General features: G+C 41.3%; 18 protein-coding genes. All 18 read right to left on the bottom strand.

Going from position 1 to position 22167, the window contains the following annotated elements:
• Positions 1-227: 227 nt before the first annotated feature.
• Positions 228-662: a RicAFT regulatory complex protein RicA family protein gene (locus tag MHI23_RS08425; RefSeq protein ID WP_008358013.1), complete on the bottom strand. Its 435-nt coding sequence runs from the start codon at positions 660-662 to the stop codon at positions 228-230.
• A gap of 1 nt (position 663) precedes the next feature.
• The gene (gene miaB / locus MHI23_RS08420; protein WP_024427027.1) at positions 664-2190 is read right to left on the bottom strand and encodes a tRNA (N6-isopentenyl adenosine(37)-C2)-methylthiotransferase MiaB; all 1527 of its coding nucleotides are present in this window, start codon (positions 2188-2190) and stop codon (positions 664-666) included.
• Positions 2191-2340: 150 nt separating this feature from the next.
• Positions 2341-3519, bottom strand: a complete 1179-nt coding sequence (locus MHI23_RS08415; RefSeq protein ID WP_024427026.1) for a glycine C-acetyltransferase — start codon at positions 3517-3519, stop codon at positions 2341-2343.
• A complete protein-coding gene (tdh, locus tag MHI23_RS08410; protein ID WP_268423135.1) occupies positions 3519-4583 on the bottom strand; it encodes an L-threonine 3-dehydrogenase in 1065 nt (354 codons plus the stop codon). Before tdh ends, MHI23_RS08415 begins: the two co-directional genes overlap by 1 nt.
• A gap of 176 nt (positions 4584-4759) precedes the next feature.
• The gene (locus MHI23_RS08405; RefSeq protein ID WP_342492433.1) at positions 4760-7804 is read right to left on the bottom strand and encodes an efflux RND transporter permease subunit; all 3045 of its coding nucleotides are present in this window, start codon (positions 7802-7804) and stop codon (positions 4760-4762) included.
• Between the two features lie 202 nt (positions 7805-8006).
• Positions 8007-8267: a stage V sporulation protein SpoVS gene (gene spoVS / locus MHI23_RS08400; RefSeq protein ID WP_003211281.1), complete on the bottom strand. Its 261-nt coding sequence runs from the start codon at positions 8265-8267 to the stop codon at positions 8007-8009.
• A gap of 202 nt (positions 8268-8469) precedes the next feature.
• Positions 8470-9264, bottom strand: a complete 795-nt coding sequence (locus tag MHI23_RS08395) for a TIGR00282 family metallophosphoesterase (RefSeq protein WP_125586747.1) — start codon at positions 9262-9264, stop codon at positions 8470-8472.
• A 90-nt stretch (positions 9265-9354) separates the two neighbouring features.
• Positions 9355-10917 carry a ribonuclease Y gene (gene rny, locus MHI23_RS08390; RefSeq protein WP_003211958.1) on the bottom strand — a complete coding sequence of 521 codons (1563 nt, stop codon included), beginning with the start codon at positions 10915-10917 and terminating at the stop codon, positions 9355-9357.
• A gap of 233 nt (positions 10918-11150) precedes the next feature.
• Positions 11151-12326 carry a serine hydrolase domain-containing protein gene (locus MHI23_RS08385; RefSeq protein ID WP_342492432.1) on the bottom strand — a complete coding sequence of 392 codons (1176 nt, stop codon included), beginning with the start codon at positions 12324-12326 and terminating at the stop codon, positions 11151-11153.
• Positions 12327-12470: 144 nt separating this feature from the next.
• The gene (gene recA / locus MHI23_RS08380; protein ID WP_024424111.1) at positions 12471-13514 is read right to left on the bottom strand and encodes a recombinase RecA; all 1044 of its coding nucleotides are present in this window, start codon (positions 13512-13514) and stop codon (positions 12471-12473) included.
• 178 nt (positions 13515-13692) lie between these two features.
• Entirely contained in the window at positions 13693-14943 is a 1251-nt protein-coding gene (locus tag MHI23_RS08375; RefSeq protein ID WP_125586751.1) for a competence/damage-inducible protein A, read from the bottom strand.
• Positions 14944-14959: 16 nt separating this feature from the next.
• Complete coding sequence (pgsA, locus tag MHI23_RS08370; RefSeq protein WP_125586753.1) at positions 14960-15541, bottom strand: CDP-diacylglycerol--glycerol-3-phosphate 3-phosphatidyltransferase; 582 nt, start codon at positions 15539-15541, stop codon at positions 14960-14962.
• A gap of 74 nt (positions 15542-15615) precedes the next feature.
• On the bottom strand, positions 15616-16515 hold the full coding sequence (locus MHI23_RS08365; RefSeq protein ID WP_025092608.1) for a helix-turn-helix domain-containing protein: 900 nt from the start codon (positions 16513-16515) through the stop codon (positions 15616-15618).
• 23 nt (positions 16516-16538) lie between these two features.
• Positions 16539-17330, bottom strand: a complete 792-nt coding sequence (locus tag MHI23_RS08360; RefSeq protein WP_125586755.1) for a DUF3388 domain-containing protein — start codon at positions 17328-17330, stop codon at positions 16539-16541.
• Between the two features lie 131 nt (positions 17331-17461).
• Positions 17462-17719 (bottom strand): DUF3243 domain-containing protein, encoded by a 258-nt coding sequence (locus MHI23_RS08355; protein WP_024424114.1) that lies wholly within the window; start codon positions 17717-17719, stop codon positions 17462-17464.
• A 73-nt stretch (positions 17720-17792) separates the two neighbouring features.
• Complete coding sequence (locus tag MHI23_RS08350) at positions 17793-18521, bottom strand: SDR family oxidoreductase (RefSeq protein ID WP_024427021.1); 729 nt, start codon at positions 18519-18521, stop codon at positions 17793-17795.
• A gap of 31 nt (positions 18522-18552) precedes the next feature.
• Positions 18553-21672 carry an MMPL family transporter gene (locus tag MHI23_RS08345; RefSeq protein ID WP_125586757.1) on the bottom strand — a complete coding sequence of 1040 codons (3120 nt, stop codon included), beginning with the start codon at positions 21670-21672 and terminating at the stop codon, positions 18553-18555.
• A complete protein-coding gene (locus tag MHI23_RS08340) occupies positions 21650-22126 on the bottom strand; it encodes a MarR family transcriptional regulator (RefSeq protein ID WP_024427019.1) in 477 nt (158 codons plus the stop codon). The genes MHI23_RS08345 and MHI23_RS08340 overlap by 23 nt, the downstream gene beginning before the upstream one ends.
• Between the last annotated feature and the right edge of the window lie 41 nt (positions 22127-22167).

Here is a 22167-nt window from a genome sequence, read left to right as displayed (position 1 = left end):
TTTATCTTATGCTGGGCATTCGTCTAGTGTGTCACGATTTTGAACTTCATGTTCAATTAAATTCATTTCTGTTTCAGTGTATGCATGGTCGCCCATAAACTTGCCTTGAAAATTGGAAAAGTTGGAGAGTGAGAGGTTTGGAGGCGATGAAGCAGGAAAAAGAATGGGTAGTGCTTTTCAAAAAATGTTAATAGGAAAGCAAAAAACCCCGCATCTGCGGGGTTTTCTCATTTAATGGAGCAACTTGGTGATGAGTTTTTCACTTTTGAACCGGTTTCTCCTAATAAGAGATCACCGCCGGTTGAGAGAATGATTTCATCTGTTACTTGATTCGAAATCGTGTGCGCTACAAGTTGAAGCAGGGAATTGACTTCCATTTGTGATTCTTTGAATTCTTGAATCACTGGGATGTCATCCAGTTCTTCTTGCAGGGCATCGATTTTTTCTTCGACTTGCTTTAAGGCTTCATGTTTGCCGTAATGCTTTAAGTTCACAGCTTGTTTTTGAAGCGCCTTAATTTGATTAATGATCGTTGAAATTTTTGTATTTTCATTGATTTGCGCTTCTGCTTTTTTGAAGAAATCAACTTCTTCCGTTTCAGAAATCATTTTAGCGAGCTCTCTTGCACGCTCGACAATTTCTTTCTTTGAATAAAGTGTCATTTTAATTCACCTCGATAGCTTCTCCAACCATTTCTCCGTCAAGAGACCAAGTTTTGGCTTGTGTGATTTTCACTTTGACGATGTTGCCAATCGCTTCTTTTGGTGCTTTAAAATTCACAAGCTTGCTTTTACTTGTATATCCGGCTAGGATCTCAGGGTTGTTTTTACTTTCACCCTCTACTAATACTTCGACAATCTGCCCTTCATATTCCTTCATTTTTTTCGCAGAAATTTCATTCACAAGTGCATTTAGGCGCTGCAGACGTTCTTTTTTCACACGCATTGGCACGTTGTCTTTCATTTTCGCTGCAGGCGTTCCTTCTCTTGGAGAATAAATGAATGTATAAGCAGCATCAAACTCAACCTCGCGATAGAGGGAAAGTGTTTCTTCAAACTGCTCATCTGTTTCATTTGGGAACCCAACAATAATGTCCGTTGTTAATGAAGCATTCGGCATCGCTTCTTTGATTTTGCGCACAAGATCAAGGTAACGCTCACGGTCATATTTTCTCGCCATAAGTTTCAGCACAGAAGAACTTCCGGATTGAACTGGCAGGTGAATATGATCGAGAAGGTTTCCGCCCTTGGCAAGCACTTCAATTAAGTGATCATCAAAATCACGCGGGTGGCTTGTTGTAAAACGGATACGCGGAATATCAATTTTTCGCAGCTCATCCATCAGGTGGCCAAGACCATATTCCATATCTTCAAAATCTTTTCCATATGCATTCACGTTTTGACCAAGAAGGGTAATTTCCTTATATCCTTCTGCCGCTAAACGTCTGACCTCTTGAATAATTTCATCTGGGCGGCGGCTTCTTTCTTTTCCGCGCGTGTAAGGCACGATACAGTATGTACAGAATTTATCACAGCCGTACATAATGTTCACCCAGCCCTTGATTTTACCTTGACGGGCTCTTGGAAGGTTCTCAATCACGTCGCCTTCTTTTGACCAAACCTCAATGACCATTTCTTTTGAAAGGTAGCATTCAGATAACAGCTCTGGCAGGCGGTGAATGTTGTGCGTGCCAAAAATCAAGTCAACAAATGGGTGTTTCTTCAAAATACGGTTCACGACAGATTCTTCTTGTGACATACATCCGCAGACACCTAAAATTAAATCTGGCTTTTCACGTTTTAATGCTTTTAAATGTCCAAGCTCTCCAAACACTTTATTTTCTGCATTCTCACGAATAGCACAAGTGTTTAATAAGATAACATTTGCATCTTCCGTTGAGTTTGTTGGTTCATAGCCAAGCGCCATAAAAATACCAGCCATCACTTCTGTGTCATGTTCATTCATTTGACAGCCATATGTGCGAATATAAAACTTGCGGCCGTTCCCTAACCCTTGAAACTGCTCGTCAATTTGAAATTGATTGTATTCGACTTCTTCTTTACCCCGTTTTTTTGCATCTTTTAAGGAAGGCGGAATGTACACAGCTTCAAAATATTTGCTGTAGTCCTTCTCGGATTTTTTGTCCGATGAACTTACTTGTCCGCTCGCTTTTCTCTGCTCTTCATTCATGAATTTGTACTCCTTTCAAACCAAGTTCCACCCTACAGTATAGACTATTTTGTGATGAATTGAAAATAAATCATATACGGTTCTTCTATGAAAATTGCCTATTAGTCATAACCATTTTTCACAAAAAGAAAAAAGAGAGCCTGCGCTCTCTCAATCAAGTATGTTTAGTTTTTTTGCTTCTTCTTCAATGATTGTCAGTGCCCGGTCTAGTTCTTCTTTTGTGTGCTCGGCTGTGATGATGGCTCTAATTCTTGCCTTGCCTTTTGCTACAGTTGGGAAGGCGATGCCTTGGGCAAACACGCCTCGTTCTATTAAAGCCTTTGAGAATCGAAAAGTAAGTGCTTCGTCTCCAATCATGATTGGGATAATCGGTGTCTCTGTTGGGGCGACTTGAAATCCTAGGCTGATGACCTTTTCTTTAAAATAAGCGGCGTTCTCCCAAAGTGTATCGATTCGTTCCGGTTCATCTAACAGCACTTCAATCGCTTCTTCACACGCTCTAGTTACAGCTGGCGGATGAGAGGTGCTGAATAAAAACGGTCTTGCTTTATGCTTTAAATAATCAATTAAAACCGCTGAACCAGCCACATAGCCGCCGAGCACTCCGACAGCCTTACTAAGTGTCCCGACCTGAATGTGCACTCTGCCGTCGAGTTTAAAATGGTTGACCGTCCCGCGCCCATTCTCACCAAGCACGCCCGATGCATGTGCATCGTCTACCATCACAAATGCATCATATGCCTCTGCGAGCCTGACGATCTCAGGAAGTGGCGCGATATCTCCATCCATCGAGAACACACCGTCTGTAACGATGAGGCGGACGCGGTAATTCATTGATTTTTTCAAAATCTTCTCCAGCTCTTCCATATTGGAATGACCGTATACCTTTTTATCTGCTTTTGTTAATCGGATGCCATCAATAATTGAGGCATGATTCAGTTCATCCGAAATGACAATATCATCTTTTGTCAAGATACTGGATAAGACCCCTTGATTGGTCGTAAAGCCTGATTGGAACACAAGTGCTGCTTCTGTCTTTTTAAATGAAGCAAGCTTTTTTTCAAGACGTTCATGCATCGTCATTGTGCCGGCGATGGTACGTACAGATCCTGTACCCGCACCGAATTCATCGATTGCCTCTTTTGCTGCTTTCATCAGCCTTGGGTGTGAGGTGAGCCCTAAGTAGTTATTTGAGGAGAGTTGTATGACAGATTGTTCATTTAATGTCACAGTGGATGATTGTTTTGAGTCGATCTCTTTCAAAGTTTGGTGGGTGCCTTGCTGCTTCATTGTTTCCAATTCATCTTGTAAATACGTGAATTCTTTCATCATTTCTTCCCCCTTTGATATGATGGCATCATCAGTACGACTTTCCCGCACGTACCGCTTTGCATAAGTTCAAATCCCTTTTCGAACTCTTCAAATGGCAGTGTATGAGTGACAACTGGCTTTACATCAATGGTATTCGTTCTTAATAGCTCAGAAACTTGACGCCACGTCTCAAACATTTTTCTCCCCGTGATCCCTTGCACGGTTAATCCCCTAAAAACAATTTGATTCGTAATATCAATTGTTACTGGCCGTTCTGGCAAGCTTAGTATATTGACTTTTCCTCCATTTGCACAAGCTTCGAGTGCTTGATTAATGGCAGCTGGATGACCTGACATCTCGCACATCACATCTGCCCCTTCCATCCGCGTGAGCTGCTTAATTATCGCGACTGGATCACCTTTTCCAATATCCACAATATGATCTGCACCCATTTTTCGGGCAAGATCGAGCCTGTATTCATTTTTATCAACAGCGAACACTTGAACAGCCCCGGAGGCTTTTGCGACAGCAATTGCCATTAAACCGATTGGTCCGCAGCCAAAAATCGCCACTGACTTACCTGAAACAGGTGTGTGCAGTACAGTATGAACAGCATTTCCTAGCGGCTCTTGTATAGAGGCAAGCTCGATCGGCATTTGAGTTGGATTATGCCACACATTTTGTTCAGGTACTTTGACATATTCAGCAAAACAGCCATCAATGTCTACCCCTAAAATTTTCGTTTCACTGCACAAATGCTGCTGCCCTGTTAAGCACATATAACATTGATTACATACAACATGCGTCTCAGCCGATACAAAGTCCCCTACCTTTGCTCGTGAGACCTGCTTCCCCACTTTAACAACTTCCCCTGTAAATTCATGTCCAAAAATGTAAGGCGCTTTGACTCTTCCCTTAGCCCAATCATCCCAATTATAAATATGCACGTCTGTTCCGCATATCGAAGTGGCTTTCACTTGGATCAAAACTTCATGATCTTTGATTTCTGGAATCGGCATCTTCATCATCACCGCTCCGTAAGCGCTTTCTTTTTTAACAATTGCTTTCATCGTTCCACACATGACGTACAACCCCTTTGTTAAAAAACTTCTCCTAATCAGATTTTAACACGACTTATTTTAGTCGTAAATACCACTGTCTACTAGAAAAAGACAAATGAACACCCCACATATTTTTTTGGATATTTTTCTAAAAAAAAAAAGCAAATCTCCTTTCGATCGGAGATTTGCTTTCATCATCAGCGTTTCTTTGAAACGGCAACATATAGTGCTGGCACAATGAATAATGTCAGTATTGTTGAGAAAAAGACACCAGATACAATGCAGATGGCCAGCGGCTTAAAGAGTGGATCATGACTTAATGCAACAGGCATTAGTGCAATAAGTGCCGTAAATGCTGTTAAGAGAATCGGTCTAATCCTTGCTCTTCCTGCTTCAATGACAGCTGTCTGTTGATCAAACCCTTGCTTGCGCCGCTGTTCAATAAATTCAAATAGGACGACCGCATTTCGGACGACAATACCAGCCAATGAGACAATTCCCATTGTTGCCATAAAGCTGAATGGTGTTTGTGTGACAAACAGTCCGATAATGGCTCCTGATACGGCTAAGTAAACCGTTCCTAGAACTAACAGCGGAAGCATCAATGAATTGAACTGGAATGCGATGGTCACGTAAATGAGCAGCAAGACTACTGCAAATAAGAGACTAATTTCAATAAAGAACTGGGTCTGATTTTCATTTTCTCCACCCTGTGAGATGGTCAAATCCTTCGCTGCAGCGCTTTTCCCCACTTGATTGACGACTTCTTTCATATCGTCTTTAAACGAATCTGATGCGCCGGGATACGCCTTCAGCGTAATGGTCGGAACTCCATTTTCATGTGGAATGCTTTCGTACTGCTCTGTTTCTTTTTCTTTTACATATCGGCTAAGCGGCTCAAGTTGAGGCATACCGCCCTCATTTGTCTTCACAGGCACTTTCATTTCTTTTAGCTTTAAACCATTTTGATGTGTGCCTATATCCTGTTTCACTACTAAATCGATATCATTTGTTCCTTGTTGAAAGGTACCTAATGGCATACCTTCTGTCACAAGACCAAGCTGTCTGCTGACAAATTGAGCACTGAGCCCATCCTCTGCCATCCGCTCGCGGTTTAATTCAAAGGAGATCGTTTTCACCGGCTGATTGACATCGTCCGTAATCAAGCTTGCCCCTTTGTCTTTCATTTCATTTGTCAGTGTTTCTTTGACATCAATGAGCTTTGAAAAAGAGTCACCCGCAACCGTTACTGTCACTGGCGCTCCAGTTGGCGGTCCTTGTACAATGGTTTTCATAAAGATTTCAGCCTCTTTGAATGTCTCTCGCAAAGGCTCGGTCATACGATCTATTAATGCCTTACTTGTCATCTGATCATTGTCTACTCTCACGACAACCTGACCCGTGTGGTCACTTGCATTTGAAATACTTTCATTAAACAGGTTCGGCACACCGCCGCCTGCAAAAATCGCCGTTTCTTCAATGCCTTTTTGCTGTTTGATCTCTTGTTCTATTTTCTTTAGTGTTTCATTTGTTTTGTCTAATGTTGTTTCACTTGGAAGCGTGACAGTGACCACCACTTCTTTCTTATTCGCCGCAGGGAAAAATTCAAATGGTGTGACGAAAATAAGTAAAAAGGCAAGCGTTGCAACGAGCAAACCACTTAGTCCAATAACGAGCGGCCGCTTCACAATGTTTGTCAGCACACGGTCTGCATAGAAATCAGCCAGCCTTTTTAATGGTTTCCCTAGGAATCCCGGCTCTTTTTGACTGTTTTTGTTCTTTCTTTTCCGGTTCACAGTATATTGATAGACCGGTACAAGTGTCAGAGAAATCACCATGGACGCAAGCACAGTCGTCACTAGAACAGACGGTAATGCCCGAATAAATGAACCATTTGCACCTGATAGGAATACAAGCGGCAGGAAGGCAAACACAACAGCCAGTGTTGATGTCAAAATGGACCCTGCGACTTCTTTCACCCCTGCAATTGTTCCTTTAAGCGGACTTTCGTATTTTTTCATTTGTCTTAAAATATTATCATTGACGACAATGGCATCATCGACAAGTATCCCTAAAGCAATGATAAAGCCGATGATCGAAATTTGATTGAGGTCCACTTGTAAAAATGGCAGCGGAATCGTTCCAATTGTAATGGATAGCGGAATGGCGAGTGAAACGATAAACGCCCCGCCAATCGTGAGTCCAAGTGTGGTAACAATTATGACAGCAATGACCGCAACAATGGCTTCTTTTATTAAATCATTGAAAATGGTATCCACTTCACTTTTTTGTGAATAGTAGTCTACCCACTCCACCCCATTTGGCAGCTGCTTTTCTTTCTCAAGGACATCACTGACTTTGTCATACATTTTAGGAATATCAAGCCCTTGTTTAATATTCACAGTAAATGAATAAGCGGGCTTTCCGTTATACGACACAATATCACTTTTCTGTTTTTCTACTTCTTTTAAACTGCCAAGCTGACTAATTGTGACCGGCTCTCTTTTCGTTTTTGAGAAAAGCTCAATTTTTTTAACTTGATCTAAGCGGTCATATGTATCGATGGACAGCTTCACCTTCTCTTTGCCTGCCCGAATATCGCCTAGTGGAGATGTGTCAAATTCCTGATTGAAGGCATCTGTGACATCAGTTACATTGAGCCCTTCACCCTCCAGCTTGTTTGAATCTAAGTTTAATAGCGCTTGTTTGTCATTGAAGCCTTTGATAATGACACTGTCTACCCCTTTGATGTCCTCTACTTTTTCCTTCAATGCACGCAGCGATTGCTGACTCTTTGCTAAGTCCGATGATTCACTCGACACAATCATATAAGAGCCAACCGGCACGCTGCCGAATTCATCCTTTACTTCCGGCTCCTTCACCCCGTCAGGAAAAGACGACGCAGCACTTGTGGTTTCATTCTTAATTTGACTTGCCACCTTTTGAAAGTCGGCTTGGTCCTCAATTTCAAGCACAATATTTGAGAAACCAATGGCAGAAACCGAGCTCGTTTTCTCTACACCATTGATATCTGATAGTGCTGATTCCAGTTTATTGGTGACATCTCTTTCCACCTGTTTTGCATCTGCACCAGGAAAAACGGTAGAAATCGTGACGAGATTCGCCTCGAATTCTGGCAGTTCTCGTTTAGGAAGCTGCGCGAATAAATAGCCGCCAGCAATGAGAACGATAAAAAATAAAATAAAAACAAGCTTTCCTCTTTTCAAAAAAGCTTCAAACATTATTTCACCTACTTAAATATTTATTTTTGATGAAGTAAATTCAACTTAATCTTAATTTATCATCACGGTGAAAAAATGCAAGCTCTAATATGTCATTTTTATCTATTTCACGAACTGAATATGTTATATAAGAAATGTATAGCGGTAAACAAAAACAACCTGCTTACATGATGTAAGCAGGTTGAAAATAATAAAATTAGAATTATCGTGGTTCAACAATCAATTTGATGGCTGTTCTTTCTTCTCCATCGATCAGAATGTCAGTAAAGGCTGGAATGCATATCAAATCCACTCCGCTTGGCGCGACAAATCCCCTTGCAATGGCGACAGCCTTAACCGCCTGATTCAGTGCTCCAGCGCCGATTGCTTGTATTTCCGCTGCACCGCGTTCACGTAAAACGCCGGCTAATGCTCCTGCTACTGAATTCGGATTTGACTTTGCTGAAACTTTTAAAATTTCCATTTCTGCTCCCCCTTAAATTTACAATGGATAAGTGAGTGTTCATTAGAACAATCTTTGTTAGATGATGCTATTTTTTTGAAAATCCATCCCCAAAATGTTTTTCAAAAATAGCAGGCTACCTACCATTTTTACTATATTCACGATAGAGGGCGCATATTCCTTCTTTCTGATTAATATTTTTCTGAAATAAATATGTGAACATTTATTCAAAGAAAATATGGTCATCATTTATCAAAATTCGATCAATTTTGACAGCTTTTTTCGACTGTTCGTCAATTTCTACGATTACTGCACTTAACGTCGTGCGGCCTTCTGCAATTTCAAACCGGACTGGGAGACTTGTTTTGAATCGTTTAATGATCGTTTCTCGGTCAACACCTAAAATGCCGTCATAAGGTCCTGTCATCCCGACATCTGAAATATACGCAGTTCCTTTTGGCAATACGCGGTTATCTGCTGTTTGAACATGTGTATGCGTGCCAACGACACATGATGCACGGCCGTCTGTATACCAGCCCATCGCCTGCTTTTCACTTGTGGCTTCAGCATGAAAATCAATAAAAATAAACGGTGTTCGTTTGGATGCTTCCGCAATTAATTCATCTACTTTTTGAAATGGGCAGTCAATTGGCGGTAAAAACGTACGCCCTTGCAGGTTGATGACAGCCAATTCTTTTCCTTGTTTTTTAATAAACGTGAGACCTTTTCCAGGTGTGCCTTCTGGGAAGTTAGCAGGGCGGACCATATTAGCTGCATCATCGATGAAATCGAAAATGTCTCTTTTATCCCATGTATGGTTGCCCATTGTGAGCACATCAGCTCCTGCTTGCAGCAGCTCATGATAGATTTTTTCAGTCAGACCTTTCCCGTGAGCAGCATTTTCTCCGTTGACAATGGTAAAGTGCGGCTGATATTTTTTCTTTAGCTTTGGCAAATATTCTTTCAGTGTGTCTCTGCCAGGTGAACCGACAATATCTCCAACAAATAATATTTTCATGCGCTTTTGAACCCTTTCTCTTTTAAATTGATCTTCTTATCAGTGTTGCATATTTACACAAAAAAATAAAGCGGCGCTAAGCGCACCGCTCTATTTTGCATACTCTACTGCGCGAGTTTCTCGAATGACTGTCACTTTAATGTGACCAGGGTAATCGAGCTCGTCCTCAATTCGCTTACGAATATCCCTTGCTAGACGGTGAGCTTCAAGATCATTAATTGAATCTGGCTTCACCATAATACGTACTTCACGTCCAGCCTGTATCGCAAACGATTTTTCAACACCTTCATAAGATTCAGAGATATCTTCTAATTTCTCAAGTCTCCGAATGTAATTTTCAAGCGTCTCACTTCTTGCACCAGGGCGTGCTGCAGATAATGCATCAGCTGCCGCAACAAGAACAGCGATAATAGATGTCGGTTCTTGGTCACCGTGGTGAGAGGCAATACTGTTGATGACAACAGGATGCTCTTTATATTTCGTCGCAAGCTCAACGCCAATTTCTACGTGGCTTCCTTCTACTTCGTGATCAATGGCTTTTCCAATGTCATGCAGAAGACCTGCTCGTTTTGCAAGCTTTGCATCTTCTCCAAGCTCTGAAGCCATGAGACCTGCAAGATGTGCAACCTCAATTGAATGCTTCAGGACATTTTGTCCATAACTTGTACGGAATTTTAAGCGGCCGAGAATTTTGATCAGATCCGGATGCAGACCGTGAACTCCGACTTCGAATGTCGTTTGCTCACCCATCTCGCGGATATAATCATCGACTTCACGGCGTGATTTTTCCACCATTTCTTCAATTCGTGCAGGATGAATGCGGCCATCCTGGACTAGCTTGTCCAGAGCTATCCTCGCTGTTTCACGTCTAATCGGATCAAAGCCCGATAGTATAACAGCTTCAGGTGTATCATCTATGATCAAGTCAATACCTGTTAACGTTTCTAACGTACGGATATTTCGTCCTTCACGTCCGATAATACGACCTTTCATCTCATCATTTGGAAGATTGACTACAGATACCGTTGTTTCAGCCACATGATCAGCTGCACAACGCTGTAACGCAAGTGAAAGAATATTTTTCGCCTTTTTGTCAGCCTCTTCTTTCGCTCGGTTTTCAGATTCTTTCGTCATGACTGCAATGTCGTGGGAAAGCTCATTTTCAACTTGATCCAGAATGATTTGTTTCGCTTCATCTCGAGTTAGACTTGAAATACGTTCCAACTCGGCTTTCTGCAAACGAATCATATCATCCACTTTGCTTTCCATCTCTTCAATATGTTGTTGTCGTTCATTCAGAGAATGATCTCTCTTCTCCAACAGGGACTCCCGTTTATCTAAAGATTCGTCTTTGCGATCAAGATTTTCCTCTTTTTGAAGTAAACGGTTTTCTTGTCTTTGAAGCTCATTTCGTCTTTCACGAACTTCTTGCTCCGCCTCTACACGAAACGAATGAATTTCATCTTTCGCTTCCAAGAGCGCTTCTTTCTTCAATGCTTCCGCATCACGCTTTGCATCCTCAACAATTTGTTCGGCCATGTTTCTTGCGCCGGATATTTTTGCTTCTGCAATGGTTTTACGAACAAAGTAGCCAACAACTAAACAGATTAGGCTCAGCAAAATGGAGATGATCGTAAACATCGTAGGCGACATATTTTCACCTCCTCTTGCTATGAACTTGGTTTTACAAATAAAGTGTCGGCATGTACATTGTTTTGTGTCTCAACATACAGGGCCTTCACAGGGAATGAGATCCTCACTGCCCTTGTCAAGTTTAAATTAGTTATCAATCATGTTAAGAAAAACAAGTGATACATTCCCATTGTAATTGTGTCGGAAATACTTGTCAAGCTAGCCATCTTAGCGTTTGCAAAAGCAGATCAGAATTATTCTTGATTCAGCAGCTGATATACTTTATTGTTTACTTGGCCCAGTTTAGTGTTATTTTGTATATTTGAAAACAAAACAACGATGGTTTGCCCAGATTTGCTAAAGCTGTTCAAAATGTTGAAGCCCGGCATGACACCATGGTTTGAATAGCTACCGGGAGCAACATAAAATCCCATTCCGTATGTGGAGCTGCTTCCTGGCGTAAACATCTTTTTATAGCTCTTCTGCGAATACAGTTTGCCGTCTATCAGGGCTTGGTCAAATTTGTACATATCTATAGCACTCATATAAATATCTCCAGCACCGTAAAGCTGAGATAGATCGGGCATATACGGTGTAACCGCTTTGCTGCCTTTCAGCTTATACCCAACAGCAGGATAAGGTTCTTTTTCATATGTTTTGTAAAAGCCTGCATGCGTCATTCCCGCCGGTTTAAAAATATGATTCGTTATATATTGTTCATAGGACTCACCGCTCACTTCAGCCACAATATAAGCAAGAATAGAATAGTTGGAATCCTTATAGCTCCATACGCCCGGCTGACGATTAATTCCCTGACGTTCTATGTCTTTTATTAATTCGTCCGGAGTAATTACACCATTTCCTTCAATATGTCCGTTTATTCCCGATGTATGTGTCAGCAGATTTTTCAAAGTAATCGTTTGTCCGTTAGGGAAATGAGGTAAATACGTGCTTATCGGAGCACTTGTCTGAAGTTTTCCCTTTTCCTCAAGCTGCAAAATAGCGGTTGCAATCAGCGCTTTTTGTGACGAGCCGACATAAAAAGATGTCAAAGGATTATTTCGAACTTTTTGTTTACGGTCTGCATAACCAAAACCTTTATTTGTTACGATTTCTCCATTTCTAACAATCATGGCTGTTCCGCTGAAACCGATCCCATTTAAATAACTGCTGATTTTGTGATTACGGTCCACTGTTTTGATTTGTTTCTCTGATATTTTAGCGGTTTTCCTTTTAACTTCTTTATTCTGGCTGTTTTCTAAAGCTACTGCAGTTTTTTGAAAAGGGTTCTTCTCTTCACTATTTCGATGAAGCACATTCCACATCGTTAAGCAAATCATCGCTGATAAAAAAACAAGCACAAGTTTTCCCCTCTGACTCGGTTTTCTCCGTCTGCGTTTGGCAGTTCTTCTGCGGGTCGGGCTTGTCATTATTTTTTCCTCCCAAAATAAATTCCATTTTGTACACTTTAGACGGATGAAGTACTGAAAAAGTTGTCGAAAGTTTTTTGCAAAAATAAAAAAGGCTGAGTTTTTTCACCCAGCCTTTTTTATCATTTCATACTGATTTTAATTTTATTCTAATTCTAATTGTTCTAGCGCCTCTTCAGATTCCTGCTGCACTGTTCCGTTATTATCCAAACCGTAATGTTCGCGAATTTGCTCCTGGATCATCAGCATGATATCTTTATTTTCTTTTAGGAATTGTTTCGCATTTTCACGGCCTTGTCCAAGACGTTCCTCTTGGTAAGAATACCAAGCACCGCTCTTTTGTACGATATCTAGCTCGCTTCCAAGGTCGATGATTTCTCCCTCTTTTGAGATCCCTTCACCGTACATAATGTCTACTTCGGCAATACGGAATGGCGGTGCTACTTTGTTTTTGACCACTTTAATTCTCGTTTTATTCCCCATAATGTCATTGCCTTGTTTCAGCTGTTCAGCACGGCGCACTTCTAAACGAACAGACGAATAGAACTTCAGCGCACGTCCACCTGGCGTTGTTTCAGGGTTACCGAACATGACCCCAACTTTTTCACGAATTTGGTTAATAAAGATGGCAATTGTTTTTGATTTATTGATAGCACCTGATAGTTTACGAAGTGCTTGGGACATCAAACGTGCTTGAAGACCAACATGTGAATCACCCATATCTCCTTCAATCTCTGCTTTTGGTACAAGAGCAGCTACAGAGTCAATAACAACAATATCAACTGCCCCGCTGCGGACAAGAGCTTCTGCAATTTCAAGTGCTTGCTCTCCTGTATCCGGCTGAGAAAGTAACAGTTCATCAATGTTGACACCTAGTTTTTGAGCGTAAACTGGATCGAGTGCATGCTCTGCATCAATAAATGCAGCTTGTCCTCCCTGCTGCTGAACTTCAGCAATGGCATGAAGGGCTACTGTCGTTTTACCAGAACTCTCTGGACCATATACTTCGATAATACGGCCTCGGGGATATCCGCCTATTCCAAGCGCAGTATCAAGTGCTAACGAACCACTAGGTACTGTTGAAATACGTGTATCTGTTTGCTCTCCTAGTTTCATAATAGAGCCTTTACCAAACTGTTTTTCTATTTGTTTAAGAGCCATATCTAATGCTGCTTGACGATCACTCATTCTATTGTTTCCTCCTTTATCAATTCCACTATCTATACTATACCTTGTTTTACGTCATTTGCCAAGAAAAAAACGAACACATATTCGATTTTTTTCTCGGCAGATTTTTTAAGAAAAGAGTGTTTTCTATTAGAAAAAACGCTCTTTTATAAAGGAGTAAACCTAACAAAAAACAAAATTAACTCTCTTTTAATAAGTTGAGTAAGTGATGCAGACCATATTTCACAGCGCGCTTTCGAATGCCTGACCGGCTGCCTGTAAACATCCATTCAAACACGTCTGTCTGGTCTTTCGTAGATAGTCCAATGAACACTTTTCCAACAGGCTGACCCTCTTGGGTATCAGGTCCTGCTACACCCGTAAAGCTAATGCCAATATCACTTCCGGTCAGCTTTCTAACCCCTTCAGCAAGCTCTAAAGCACACTCTTTGCTGACAGCACCATGAGAAGACAATGTTTCTTCCCGGCAGCCAAGTACCTGCTGCTTGACTTGGTTTGTATAACAAACCACACTTCCGTTCAAAATGGATGATGCTCCTTCGAGATCTGTCAGCCATTCGGAGAACATTCCGCCAGTCAGGCTTTCTGCTGCTGCTACTGTTTTCCCGTGCTCGTGCAAGGCTTTGGACGCTTCGCGGACAAGTGATGTATCCCCATATCCGTAGAAGTACTCTCCTACCCGCGCTAAAATTTGCGCTTCTGTTTCTTTTAACAGACGCTCTGTTTCTTTTTCATCCTCATGCTTAGCAGTCAGCCTTAGCGTCACTTCACCGTCAGATGCGAGTGGTGCAATCGTCGGGTTGGTTTGAGCATCAATTAAATCTTCTAGGTCTGTTTCAAGCTGCGATTCACCGACTCCGAAGAAGCGCAGAACAACAGACACGATCTTTTCCTTTAAGCCAAGTTTCTCAGAAATCAGCGGCTTTGCCTCGTTTTCAAACATCGGGTGCAGTTCACTTGGCGGTCCAGGAAGAAGCATATAAAACGTATCGTCTTCTTGAACAAACATACCCGGGGCCATCCCGAAACGGTTCACGAGCACATCAGACCCTTCTAGAACGAGTGCCTGCTTACGGTTGTTCGGTGACATAACGCGTCCGGTCTTTAGAAAGTAATCTTGAATTGATTCAAATGCTTCTTCATTTAGTACAAGCTCTTTGCCAAGCGTACTCGCAATGGTTTCTTTTGTTAAGTCATCTTTGGTTGGTCCAAGACCACCTGAGAAGATAATAAAATTAGATCTTTCCTGCGCCACCTGAATGGCCTGTTTTAAACGCTCTGGATTGTCACCAACTGCTGTGTGGTAATAAACATTCACACCAATTTCAGCTAGTTGTTTGCTGATGAATTGTGCATTCGTATTCGTAATTTGCCCTAGCAATAGTTCGGAACCGACTGCAATAATTTCTGCTTTTCTCTCTGACTTCAAAGCGTACACGTCCTTTTTAGTTAGAATTCTTTAAAGCTTCCCAGTTTTTTGCAAAGTAATCCCAGCCTGAGACAACAGTGAAGAACACCGCTACCCACATCGCTAGATCACCAAACGGGAATGACACAAGTTCAAACGGCAGGTTATGCAGTAAAAGTGCTGAAATCGCAATGATCTGCGCCCATGTCTTCACTTTTCCAAGCATATTCGCTGCCACTACTTCACCGCCTCCGGCTAGTACAAGCCTTAGACCTGTTACAGCAAATTCACGGCTGATGATCACAATCGCCATCCATGCCGGTGTGAGGTTGTATTGAACAAGTATAATTAAAGCAGCTGAAACAAGCAATTTATCTGCAAGCGGATCTAAAAATTTACCAAAGTTCGTCACTAAATTAAGCTTACGTGCGTAGTATCCATCAATCCAGTCAGTTGTTGAAGCGACAATAAACAGGATCGCTCCAACAAGGTGCGTCACATCGATGCTGACGTCGCCAAAGCGCGCAACACCCCAATCTAGCGGTGCAAGCATAATAATCATAAAAACAGGGATCAAGGCGATCCTAGAAAGGGTTATTTTATTCGGTAAGTTAAACATGAAATCCAATCCTCCAATAATGCAATTTTATTATGTATATAATAGTAGGAACAAAAGAAAAGTCATCTACTTGCTTAAGATGACTTTTCCTTTCCTTTATTCACAATCACAATGTTTTGTGTCATGGTGTCCTTAGGGTCTAATTCGTACTTAAGTGTCTCGTCATTTACCTTGATATCAATTCCAGACGCATTGCCTAGACGGATATCGACCTGAGAAAGATCAGACAGGTCTGTTTTAAACGATTCGCCATCTTTTAGTTCACCCATCTTCAGCACTTTTCCAGATTCGTCTCTTACACGCAGCCATGAAGCTTGCGACGCAGAAATTTTTAACTCCATTTCGTCTGCACCTGATACTTCATACGTTGTTGTCGAGCCTTCTGTATTCGTCGCCTTTAAAGATACAGTTTCATCGTCTTTTGATGAATCATCTTTTTTAGATGATTTTTCTTTATCATCTGACGAAGCTTTTTCTTTTTTCTTTTGATCTTTTGCAAGAGATGAACCCTCAGATACTTCATATTTAGATTCTGATTGCTGAGGGGCCGCCTGATTATTCTTCTGTCCGCTATCATGATTGACCGCCTGCACGATCACATAAATGATGGCGATGACCACAATGATGCCTCCAATAATTAAAATTGTCGGCAATAGTTCAAGCACTTTCGAAGCAGGCTTTGGCAGCTCTCTTTGCGGTTTAATATTTGATAATTTATCAGATACTTCATCGTTATACGTGCTTGGAACATCTTTACGAAATTCTTCGAACAATTGTTCAGGATTCAGTCCAACGGCTTCGGCATATTGTTTAATAAACGCTCTGACGTAAAATTTACCTGGAATAATATCATAGTTTCCTTGTTCGATTGCTAGCAAATAGCGCTTTTGGATCTTGGTCACCGTCTGAAGATCCTCCAGCGACATCCCTTTTTCCTCTCTGGCCTCAACGAGCCGTTTTCCCAATTCAGTCAAAACAAACACCTACCATTACCATATTAAAAATCGAAGCCGGAAAAACCAGAATGATCAAACACTTGTGGTTCTTCAGCGTGTTCATATGTAATCTCTTCGTCTGCGCTATTACGCAATTCAATGATATAGTCGAAATCATCCATTGTATATTCTGAATTTTGAATAAAGATGTCTGGATGCTCGACCACCTTCGTTGCCGGCAGTCTCATAATTTCCCTTAAAAGCTGCAAGTGCTTCTCAGAACCTCTTCTTGTCGACACAATCCCATCAATAATAAAGACGTTATCTGGGCTGTATTCATCTGCGATCAGCTGACTTCGAATCGTCTGTTTCAAAAGAGTTGATGATACAAACAGCCATCTCTTGCTTGCACAAACACTTGAAGCCACAATTGATTCTGTTTTTCCGACACGCGGCATTCCGCGAATCCCAATCAATTTATGTCCTTCTTTTTTAAAGAGTTCAGCCATAAAATCAACAAGAAGACCGAGCTCGTCTCTTTCAAAACGGAACGTCTTTTTGTCATCCGCATCACGCTGTATGTATCTTCCATGACGAACAGCTAAGCGGTCACGAAGCTTCGGCTGTCTTAATTTCGTTACTTTTATCGTTTCCATTGTATTTAAAATTGATTCAAGCCGCTTAATTTGATCTGTTTGGTCACAGCGTAAAAGCATTCCGCGTCTTGATACATCAACACCATTAATTGTCACAATATTAATTGAAAGCATCCCCATTAGAGAAGAAATGTCTCCTAAAAGTCCGGGACGGTTTACCTGTATCTCATATTCAAAATACCATTCGAGCTTTGCCAAATGATATTACCCCCTTCATTGTGGCAAATTTTTACCTTCCTTTATCATAAAGCATTTTCACATTTTTAGAAAGCACAATGTTGTGAAACGGTTAAAATAAAAAGAGAGGCACAAACGACCTCTCTTTTTGTTTAGTGCGAGCTATTATTTTCAACCAGCTTGACCATCATATTTGCAATGGCACGCTGCTCATCTTCTGATGCAACGCTCCAAAGGTCAGCAAGTACTCTTTCCTGCTCGTTCTTTGCCTCAACTTCGTTAGCTAGATATCCGCCAATTTCATACGCAAGGTTATTGATGGTCTCATCTTCTAAACCTTTATCCTGCGCATGATTTAAGCGATCACCTAAAAAGTTTTTCCAATGGTCCCAGTTCTCAAGTACAGACATGTCGATTCCTCCATTCGAAAAGATGAATTACAGCCATAGCTTTTGTCATGGAGAGCCGAATTATACACGTTTTTTAACAGTACCAGCCGCCATTGACAGATAAAATTTGACCTGTGATATAACTTGACTGTTTTGAGGCGAGAAACCAAATGACATCTGCAACCTCCTCAGGCGATGCAAGCCGGCCAAGCGGAATTTCTTCTTCCAGCATTGCGATGTCTTCCTGCGTAAAACGATTCATCATGTCTGTTTTGACAGCACCTGGCGAGACAGCATTTGCTCTAATTCCACTTGGAGCAAGCTCTTTTGCTAATCCTTTGATAAACGCATTTTGCGCACCTTTGACCATGCTGTACAGCACTTCACATGATGCTCCCGTTTCTCCCCATATCGAGCTGACCGCAATGATATGGCCTGCTTTCTTTCGAATCATGGCGGGTAAAAGGGATTGGGTAAGCTCATATGGACTTGTGACATGAAGCTGCACCATACTGGCTAATACGTCTTTTTCTGTGTCTGTCACCAATCCGACATGGCTTCTGCCGCTGTTTAAAACAAGAATATCTGGACAGAGCGGCAGACGGCTGACAAGCTCATCTGCTCCGCCCGTTTTAGATAAATCGGCTTGAACGACGTGCGTTTGAATGGAATATGCCTCATCCAAATGAGCGGCGAGGCGCACAGCTGCCTGTTCATTTTTATGATAATGGAGCATCACATGGCAGCCTTCTTGGGCAAGCTTTTTCGCTGCTGCCTGCCCAATCCCGCCACTGGCACCTGTTATCAGCGCCCAACGACTCATCACATTGATTCCTTCTTTCTATATAGAATACCTATTCTTTTCGTTTAAATGGGAACCAGTTGGCTGATCCGAACAATTTCACCATTACAGGTACGAACAATGGTAGCACAACGAGTGCGTACAGTAAAAGTCCTGTGAGGACAAGTGTTGCAATCTGCAGGAGAGACAGCACACCTGATGGAAGCATGGCGGCAAATGTTCCTGCCAAAATAACAGCAGCAGACATAATGACAGACCCCATATTTTTCATTGATTCAGTCATGGCAAACTGGATGTCTTTTGTTTTGTATTCATTGAACCGCTCCATTAAGAAAATCGAATAATCGACTCCGAGCGCCATTAAAATCACAAATCCAAAGAATGGTACAGCCCAGTTAATGCCAGGATATCCGAAGAAATGGGTGAAAATAAATTCTGTTACACCGATTGCTGTAAAGTAAGTCAATATGAGTGAACCTACCAAGTAAAGCGGCATGACAAGCGAACGGAACAAGATCACCAAAATAAGGAAAATACCAATCATCATGTAAAGCACTGTCTTATTGAAATCTTGGTCTGACAGTTGTTTTAGATCAGCGTTCATACTTGATACACCTGAGACGCCAAATGATGCATCTTTTAGGTTTGTTTCAGGAAGTGCCCGCTCGACAGAAGCTTCCACTTGTTTAATCGTCGACAAGGCGTCATTTCCATATGGATTTTTCTCTAAAATGACATCAATCTTTGTCATCTTGCGATCATCTGACATGTATGAATCAAATACTTGCTTGAATGCTTTATTTTTCAAGACGTCTTTTGGAATAAACCAGCCGGCCATGTCTTGATCTGGTGCATTTTTCAGTTCGTCTAAGTAGTCACCTGCACCCATTAAGCCGCTCGAAATTTTCTCCAGTCCATTTACACTTTTGTTCAGGCCGTCTGTCAGCTTGGTCAGGTTATCCCCAAAGCCGCCAATCTTTTCTTTCATTTGCTTTTGGCCATTAATGATGTCCCCCGCTCCATTTGCAAGCTTTGGCATATTTTCGGCTAATTGTCCTTGACCTTTAGACGTTTGATCCAGTCCATTTTCAACTGCATCTAAGCCAGCAATGAGTTCATCGATTTGATTTGTCAAGACTTTTTGCTGCTCAGAAGCTTTTGCGATAAAGGCATCAGCTGCTTCAAGCTGCTTTCTAGCTTCTTTCGCTTGTTTGGCATAGCTGTCTGCCTGTTTCGCCCCTTCTTGCAAGGTCGCAGAAAGTTCATTGTACGAACCTTTAATCGCTTGATACGATTGATTTTCTTTTACTTGCGGGATTTGCTTTTCAAGGGTACTAAATTGTGTATTTGCTTGTTTGATTAACGCTTTTACATCTGCTGCGGCAGAGGATGACGTATCCACTTGCGCTAATGCTGCCTTTAATTCTTTGGAAATACTTTTATATAGTGAAACTTGCTGATCCACTTGTGCGACTTGAGCCATTAATTCCTTTTTTGCACCTTTGATTTCATTTTTAATGGCTGCTACACCTTTTTTATTTTGGTCGATGCCGTTTTGCAATTTTCTTAAGGATTTTTCAACATTTTGAATCCCTGTTTGCACAGATTCTGTACCAGAAATCAATTTGTTAATGCCTTTTCCTGATGATTTGATTTGCGGTGTTTGATCCTCAATGGATTGACTCATTGTCGTCAGTGCATCTTGGATGTTTTTCAAGCCTTCATTGCTTTTATCAAGTCCTGTGTTCAGTTCTTTGGCTTGTGATTTCACGTACAGATCACTCAGCCCTTTACCGACAGGACGGGTGGCACTTCTCACTTTACTGACCCCATCTGTTTGTTCAATTGCACGGCTGAGTTTTTCGACGGCAATTAGCCCTTCATTGTTGTCTAAAAGGTCAGATGATTTCACGACGACTGTTGCCGGAAGTGCTTCACCCGGTCCAAACTTATCAGAAATGGTATTGAATGCGTTAACCGATTCGTATTTATTACCAATTTCATCTAAGCTGTTATAAGAAAGAGTTCCTTTATACATGAGAATTGGCGGAAGCGTAATGATTCCTACAATTAATAAGCTGAAAAGCGGTTTCTTAAATGAAAAACGGCCTGCTGTTTCCCACATTTTTGACTGCGGATGGGCCATATCGCCTTTAATCGGCCAAAATAACACCTTTCCTAAAACTGCCATAAAGAACGGCACAATCGTGAGAAGAGCCACAATGAGCACAGCAACCCCAACTGCTACTGCAACAGCTGATTTATAAAGCTGGAATTGTGCCAGACCAATACATGTAAAGCCGATCAGCACTGCAATTCCGCTGAATAAGACGGTCTTTCCTGCTGTTTTATACGTAATTAGAATCGCTTCAATTTTATCTTTACCGTGTGCGATCTCTTCCTTAAAGCGGCTGAGAAGCAGTATGCAGTAGTCCGTTCCAATTCCAAACATGATCGCGACCATAAAGATCTGAGTAAAGGTCGAGAGCGGAAAGTCTACATATTTTACTAAATAAGCCACGATTGATTGACTCACCAAATAAGACAGTGCCACTGCGACTAACGGAACGAAAGGCGCCACAGCTGACCTAAAAACAAGAATAAGGACAACGAGAATAAACCCAATCGTAATGAATTCTGTTTTCTTCAGGCCTTCCTGCGAACTTGTGATAACATCATCATCAATTAACGGCTGCCCTGTCATTTCAAATTTCAGGTTTAAGCTTTTCAGCTTTTCATTGACTCTTTCTTTAAAATCGGACGCTTTGATTTTGTTTGAGTCGTATGTAACTGGCACAAGGAGTGTCGTTTGATCTTTAGAGAGCATTTGTTTTTTGATATCTTTATTGGCTTCAAAGTAAGAAGTGATGTCCTCTATGTGGAGATCTTGATCCTTTTCTAAAATATCCATTGCCTTTTTTAAAGATGTTTCTCTTTCTTTCACAATGTTCTTTTCTTGAAAGACAATGACAATTGATTTTTCTGTATCGCCGTTTTCAGACATTTTCTTTAATAACTGATTGGCATATGAGGACGGATAGCCGTCTGGTACAGAAATTTGTCCCTTTTCCTTTGTTAATTGCGCCATATTAGGAGCGGTGATGAGTAACACTGCCGCTAATACGATCCACAGAATCGTGATCAGCCATTTACCCTTTATGATTGCTCTCATTAGTACTTTGTGCCTCCTCTTCGATGATCACTTGATAGATTTTTTCATATGTTTGAATAAATGATTCCATTTCTTTTTCTTCAAGCTTTTCAAAATAAGACCGAACCAGGTCTTGAAGCTGCTTTTCCATTCGGCTGACCACTTCTTTGCCCTCTGGCGTGACGTACAGGTGAACATTCCTTCTATCAGCTTGATCATGTTCACGAAAAATATAGTTTTTCGTAAAAAGACGATTAGTCATGGATGTTACAGCACTTTTGTTTACATTACATACATAAGCCAGGTCCGTTGATGTACATCCTGGATGTAGATTGATGTATCGAAGCGAGTAATATTGATCAAGCGTCAGCTCTTTATCAAGCTTTTCGGTGATCATACTCGATACTTTTTTCTCCAACATGAGATAGACATCTGTATACCTCTGGATAAGCTGGGCAATTTTATTTTGTTCCATACGCTGCTCCTTTTTAGTTTAAGTGTTTAACTATTAAAGAG

The organism is Bacillus sp. FSL M7-0003 (assembly GCF_038628485.1).
In the GTDB taxonomy this organism is placed as follows: Bacteria; Bacillota; Bacilli; order Bacillales; family Bacillaceae; genus Bacillus; species Bacillus safensis.
This window is presented reverse-complemented; position numbering and strand designations above follow the sequence as displayed.

What these genes read in the sequence shown, in the direction of transcription:
- MHI23_RS08425 (WP_008358013.1), bottom strand. Translation starts at nt 662, where the DNA reads ATGACACTTTATTCAAAGAAAGAAATTGTCGAGCGTGCAAGAGAGCTC.
- miaB (WP_024427027.1), bottom strand. Translation starts at nt 2,190, where the DNA reads ATGAATGAAGAGCAGAGAAAAGCGAGCGGACAAGTAAGTTCATCGGAC.
- MHI23_RS08415 (WP_024427026.1), bottom strand. Translation starts at nt 3,519, where the DNA reads ATGAAAGAATTCACGTATTTACAAGATGAATTGGAAACAATGAAGCAG.
- tdh (WP_268423135.1), bottom strand. Translation starts at nt 4,583, where the DNA reads ATGTGTGGAACGATGAAAGCAATTGTTAAAAAAGAAAGCGCTTACGGA.
- MHI23_RS08405 (WP_342492433.1), bottom strand. Translation starts at nt 7,804, where the DNA reads ATGTTTGAAGCTTTTTTGAAAAGAGGAAAGCTTGTTTTTATTTTATTT.
- spoVS (WP_003211281.1), bottom strand. Translation starts at nt 8,267, where the DNA reads ATGGAAATTTTAAAAGTTTCAGCAAAGTCAAATCCGAATTCAGTAGCA.
- MHI23_RS08395 (WP_125586747.1), bottom strand. Translation starts at nt 9,264, where the DNA reads ATGAAAATATTATTTGTTGGAGATATTGTCGGTTCACCTGGCAGAGAC.
- rny (WP_003211958.1), bottom strand. Translation starts at nt 10,917, where the DNA reads ATGTCGCCTACGATGTTTACGATCATCTCCATTTTGCTGAGCCTAATC.
- MHI23_RS08385 (WP_342492432.1), bottom strand. Translation starts at nt 12,326, where the DNA reads ATGACAAGCCCGACCCGCAGAAGAACTGCCAAACGCAGACGGAGAAAA.
- recA (WP_024424111.1), bottom strand. Translation starts at nt 13,514, where the DNA reads ATGAGTGATCGTCAAGCAGCATTAGATATGGCTCTTAAACAAATAGAA.
- pgsA (WP_125586753.1), bottom strand. Translation starts at nt 15,541, where the DNA reads ATGTTTAACTTACCGAATAAAATAACCCTTTCTAGGATCGCCTTGATC.
- MHI23_RS08355 (WP_024424114.1), bottom strand. Translation starts at nt 17,719, where the DNA reads ATGTCTGTACTTGAGAACTGGGACCATTGGAAAAACTTTTTAGGTGAT.
- MHI23_RS08350 (WP_024427021.1), bottom strand. Translation starts at nt 18,521, where the DNA reads ATGAGTCGTTGGGCGCTGATAACAGGTGCCAGTGGCGGGATTGGGCAG.
- MHI23_RS08345 (WP_125586757.1), bottom strand. Translation starts at nt 21,672, where the DNA reads ATGAGAGCAATCATAAAGGGTAAATGGCTGATCACGATTCTGTGGATC.
- MHI23_RS08340 (WP_024427019.1), bottom strand. Translation starts at nt 22,126, where the DNA reads ATGGAACAAAATAAAATTGCCCAGCTTATCCAGAGGTATACAGATGTC.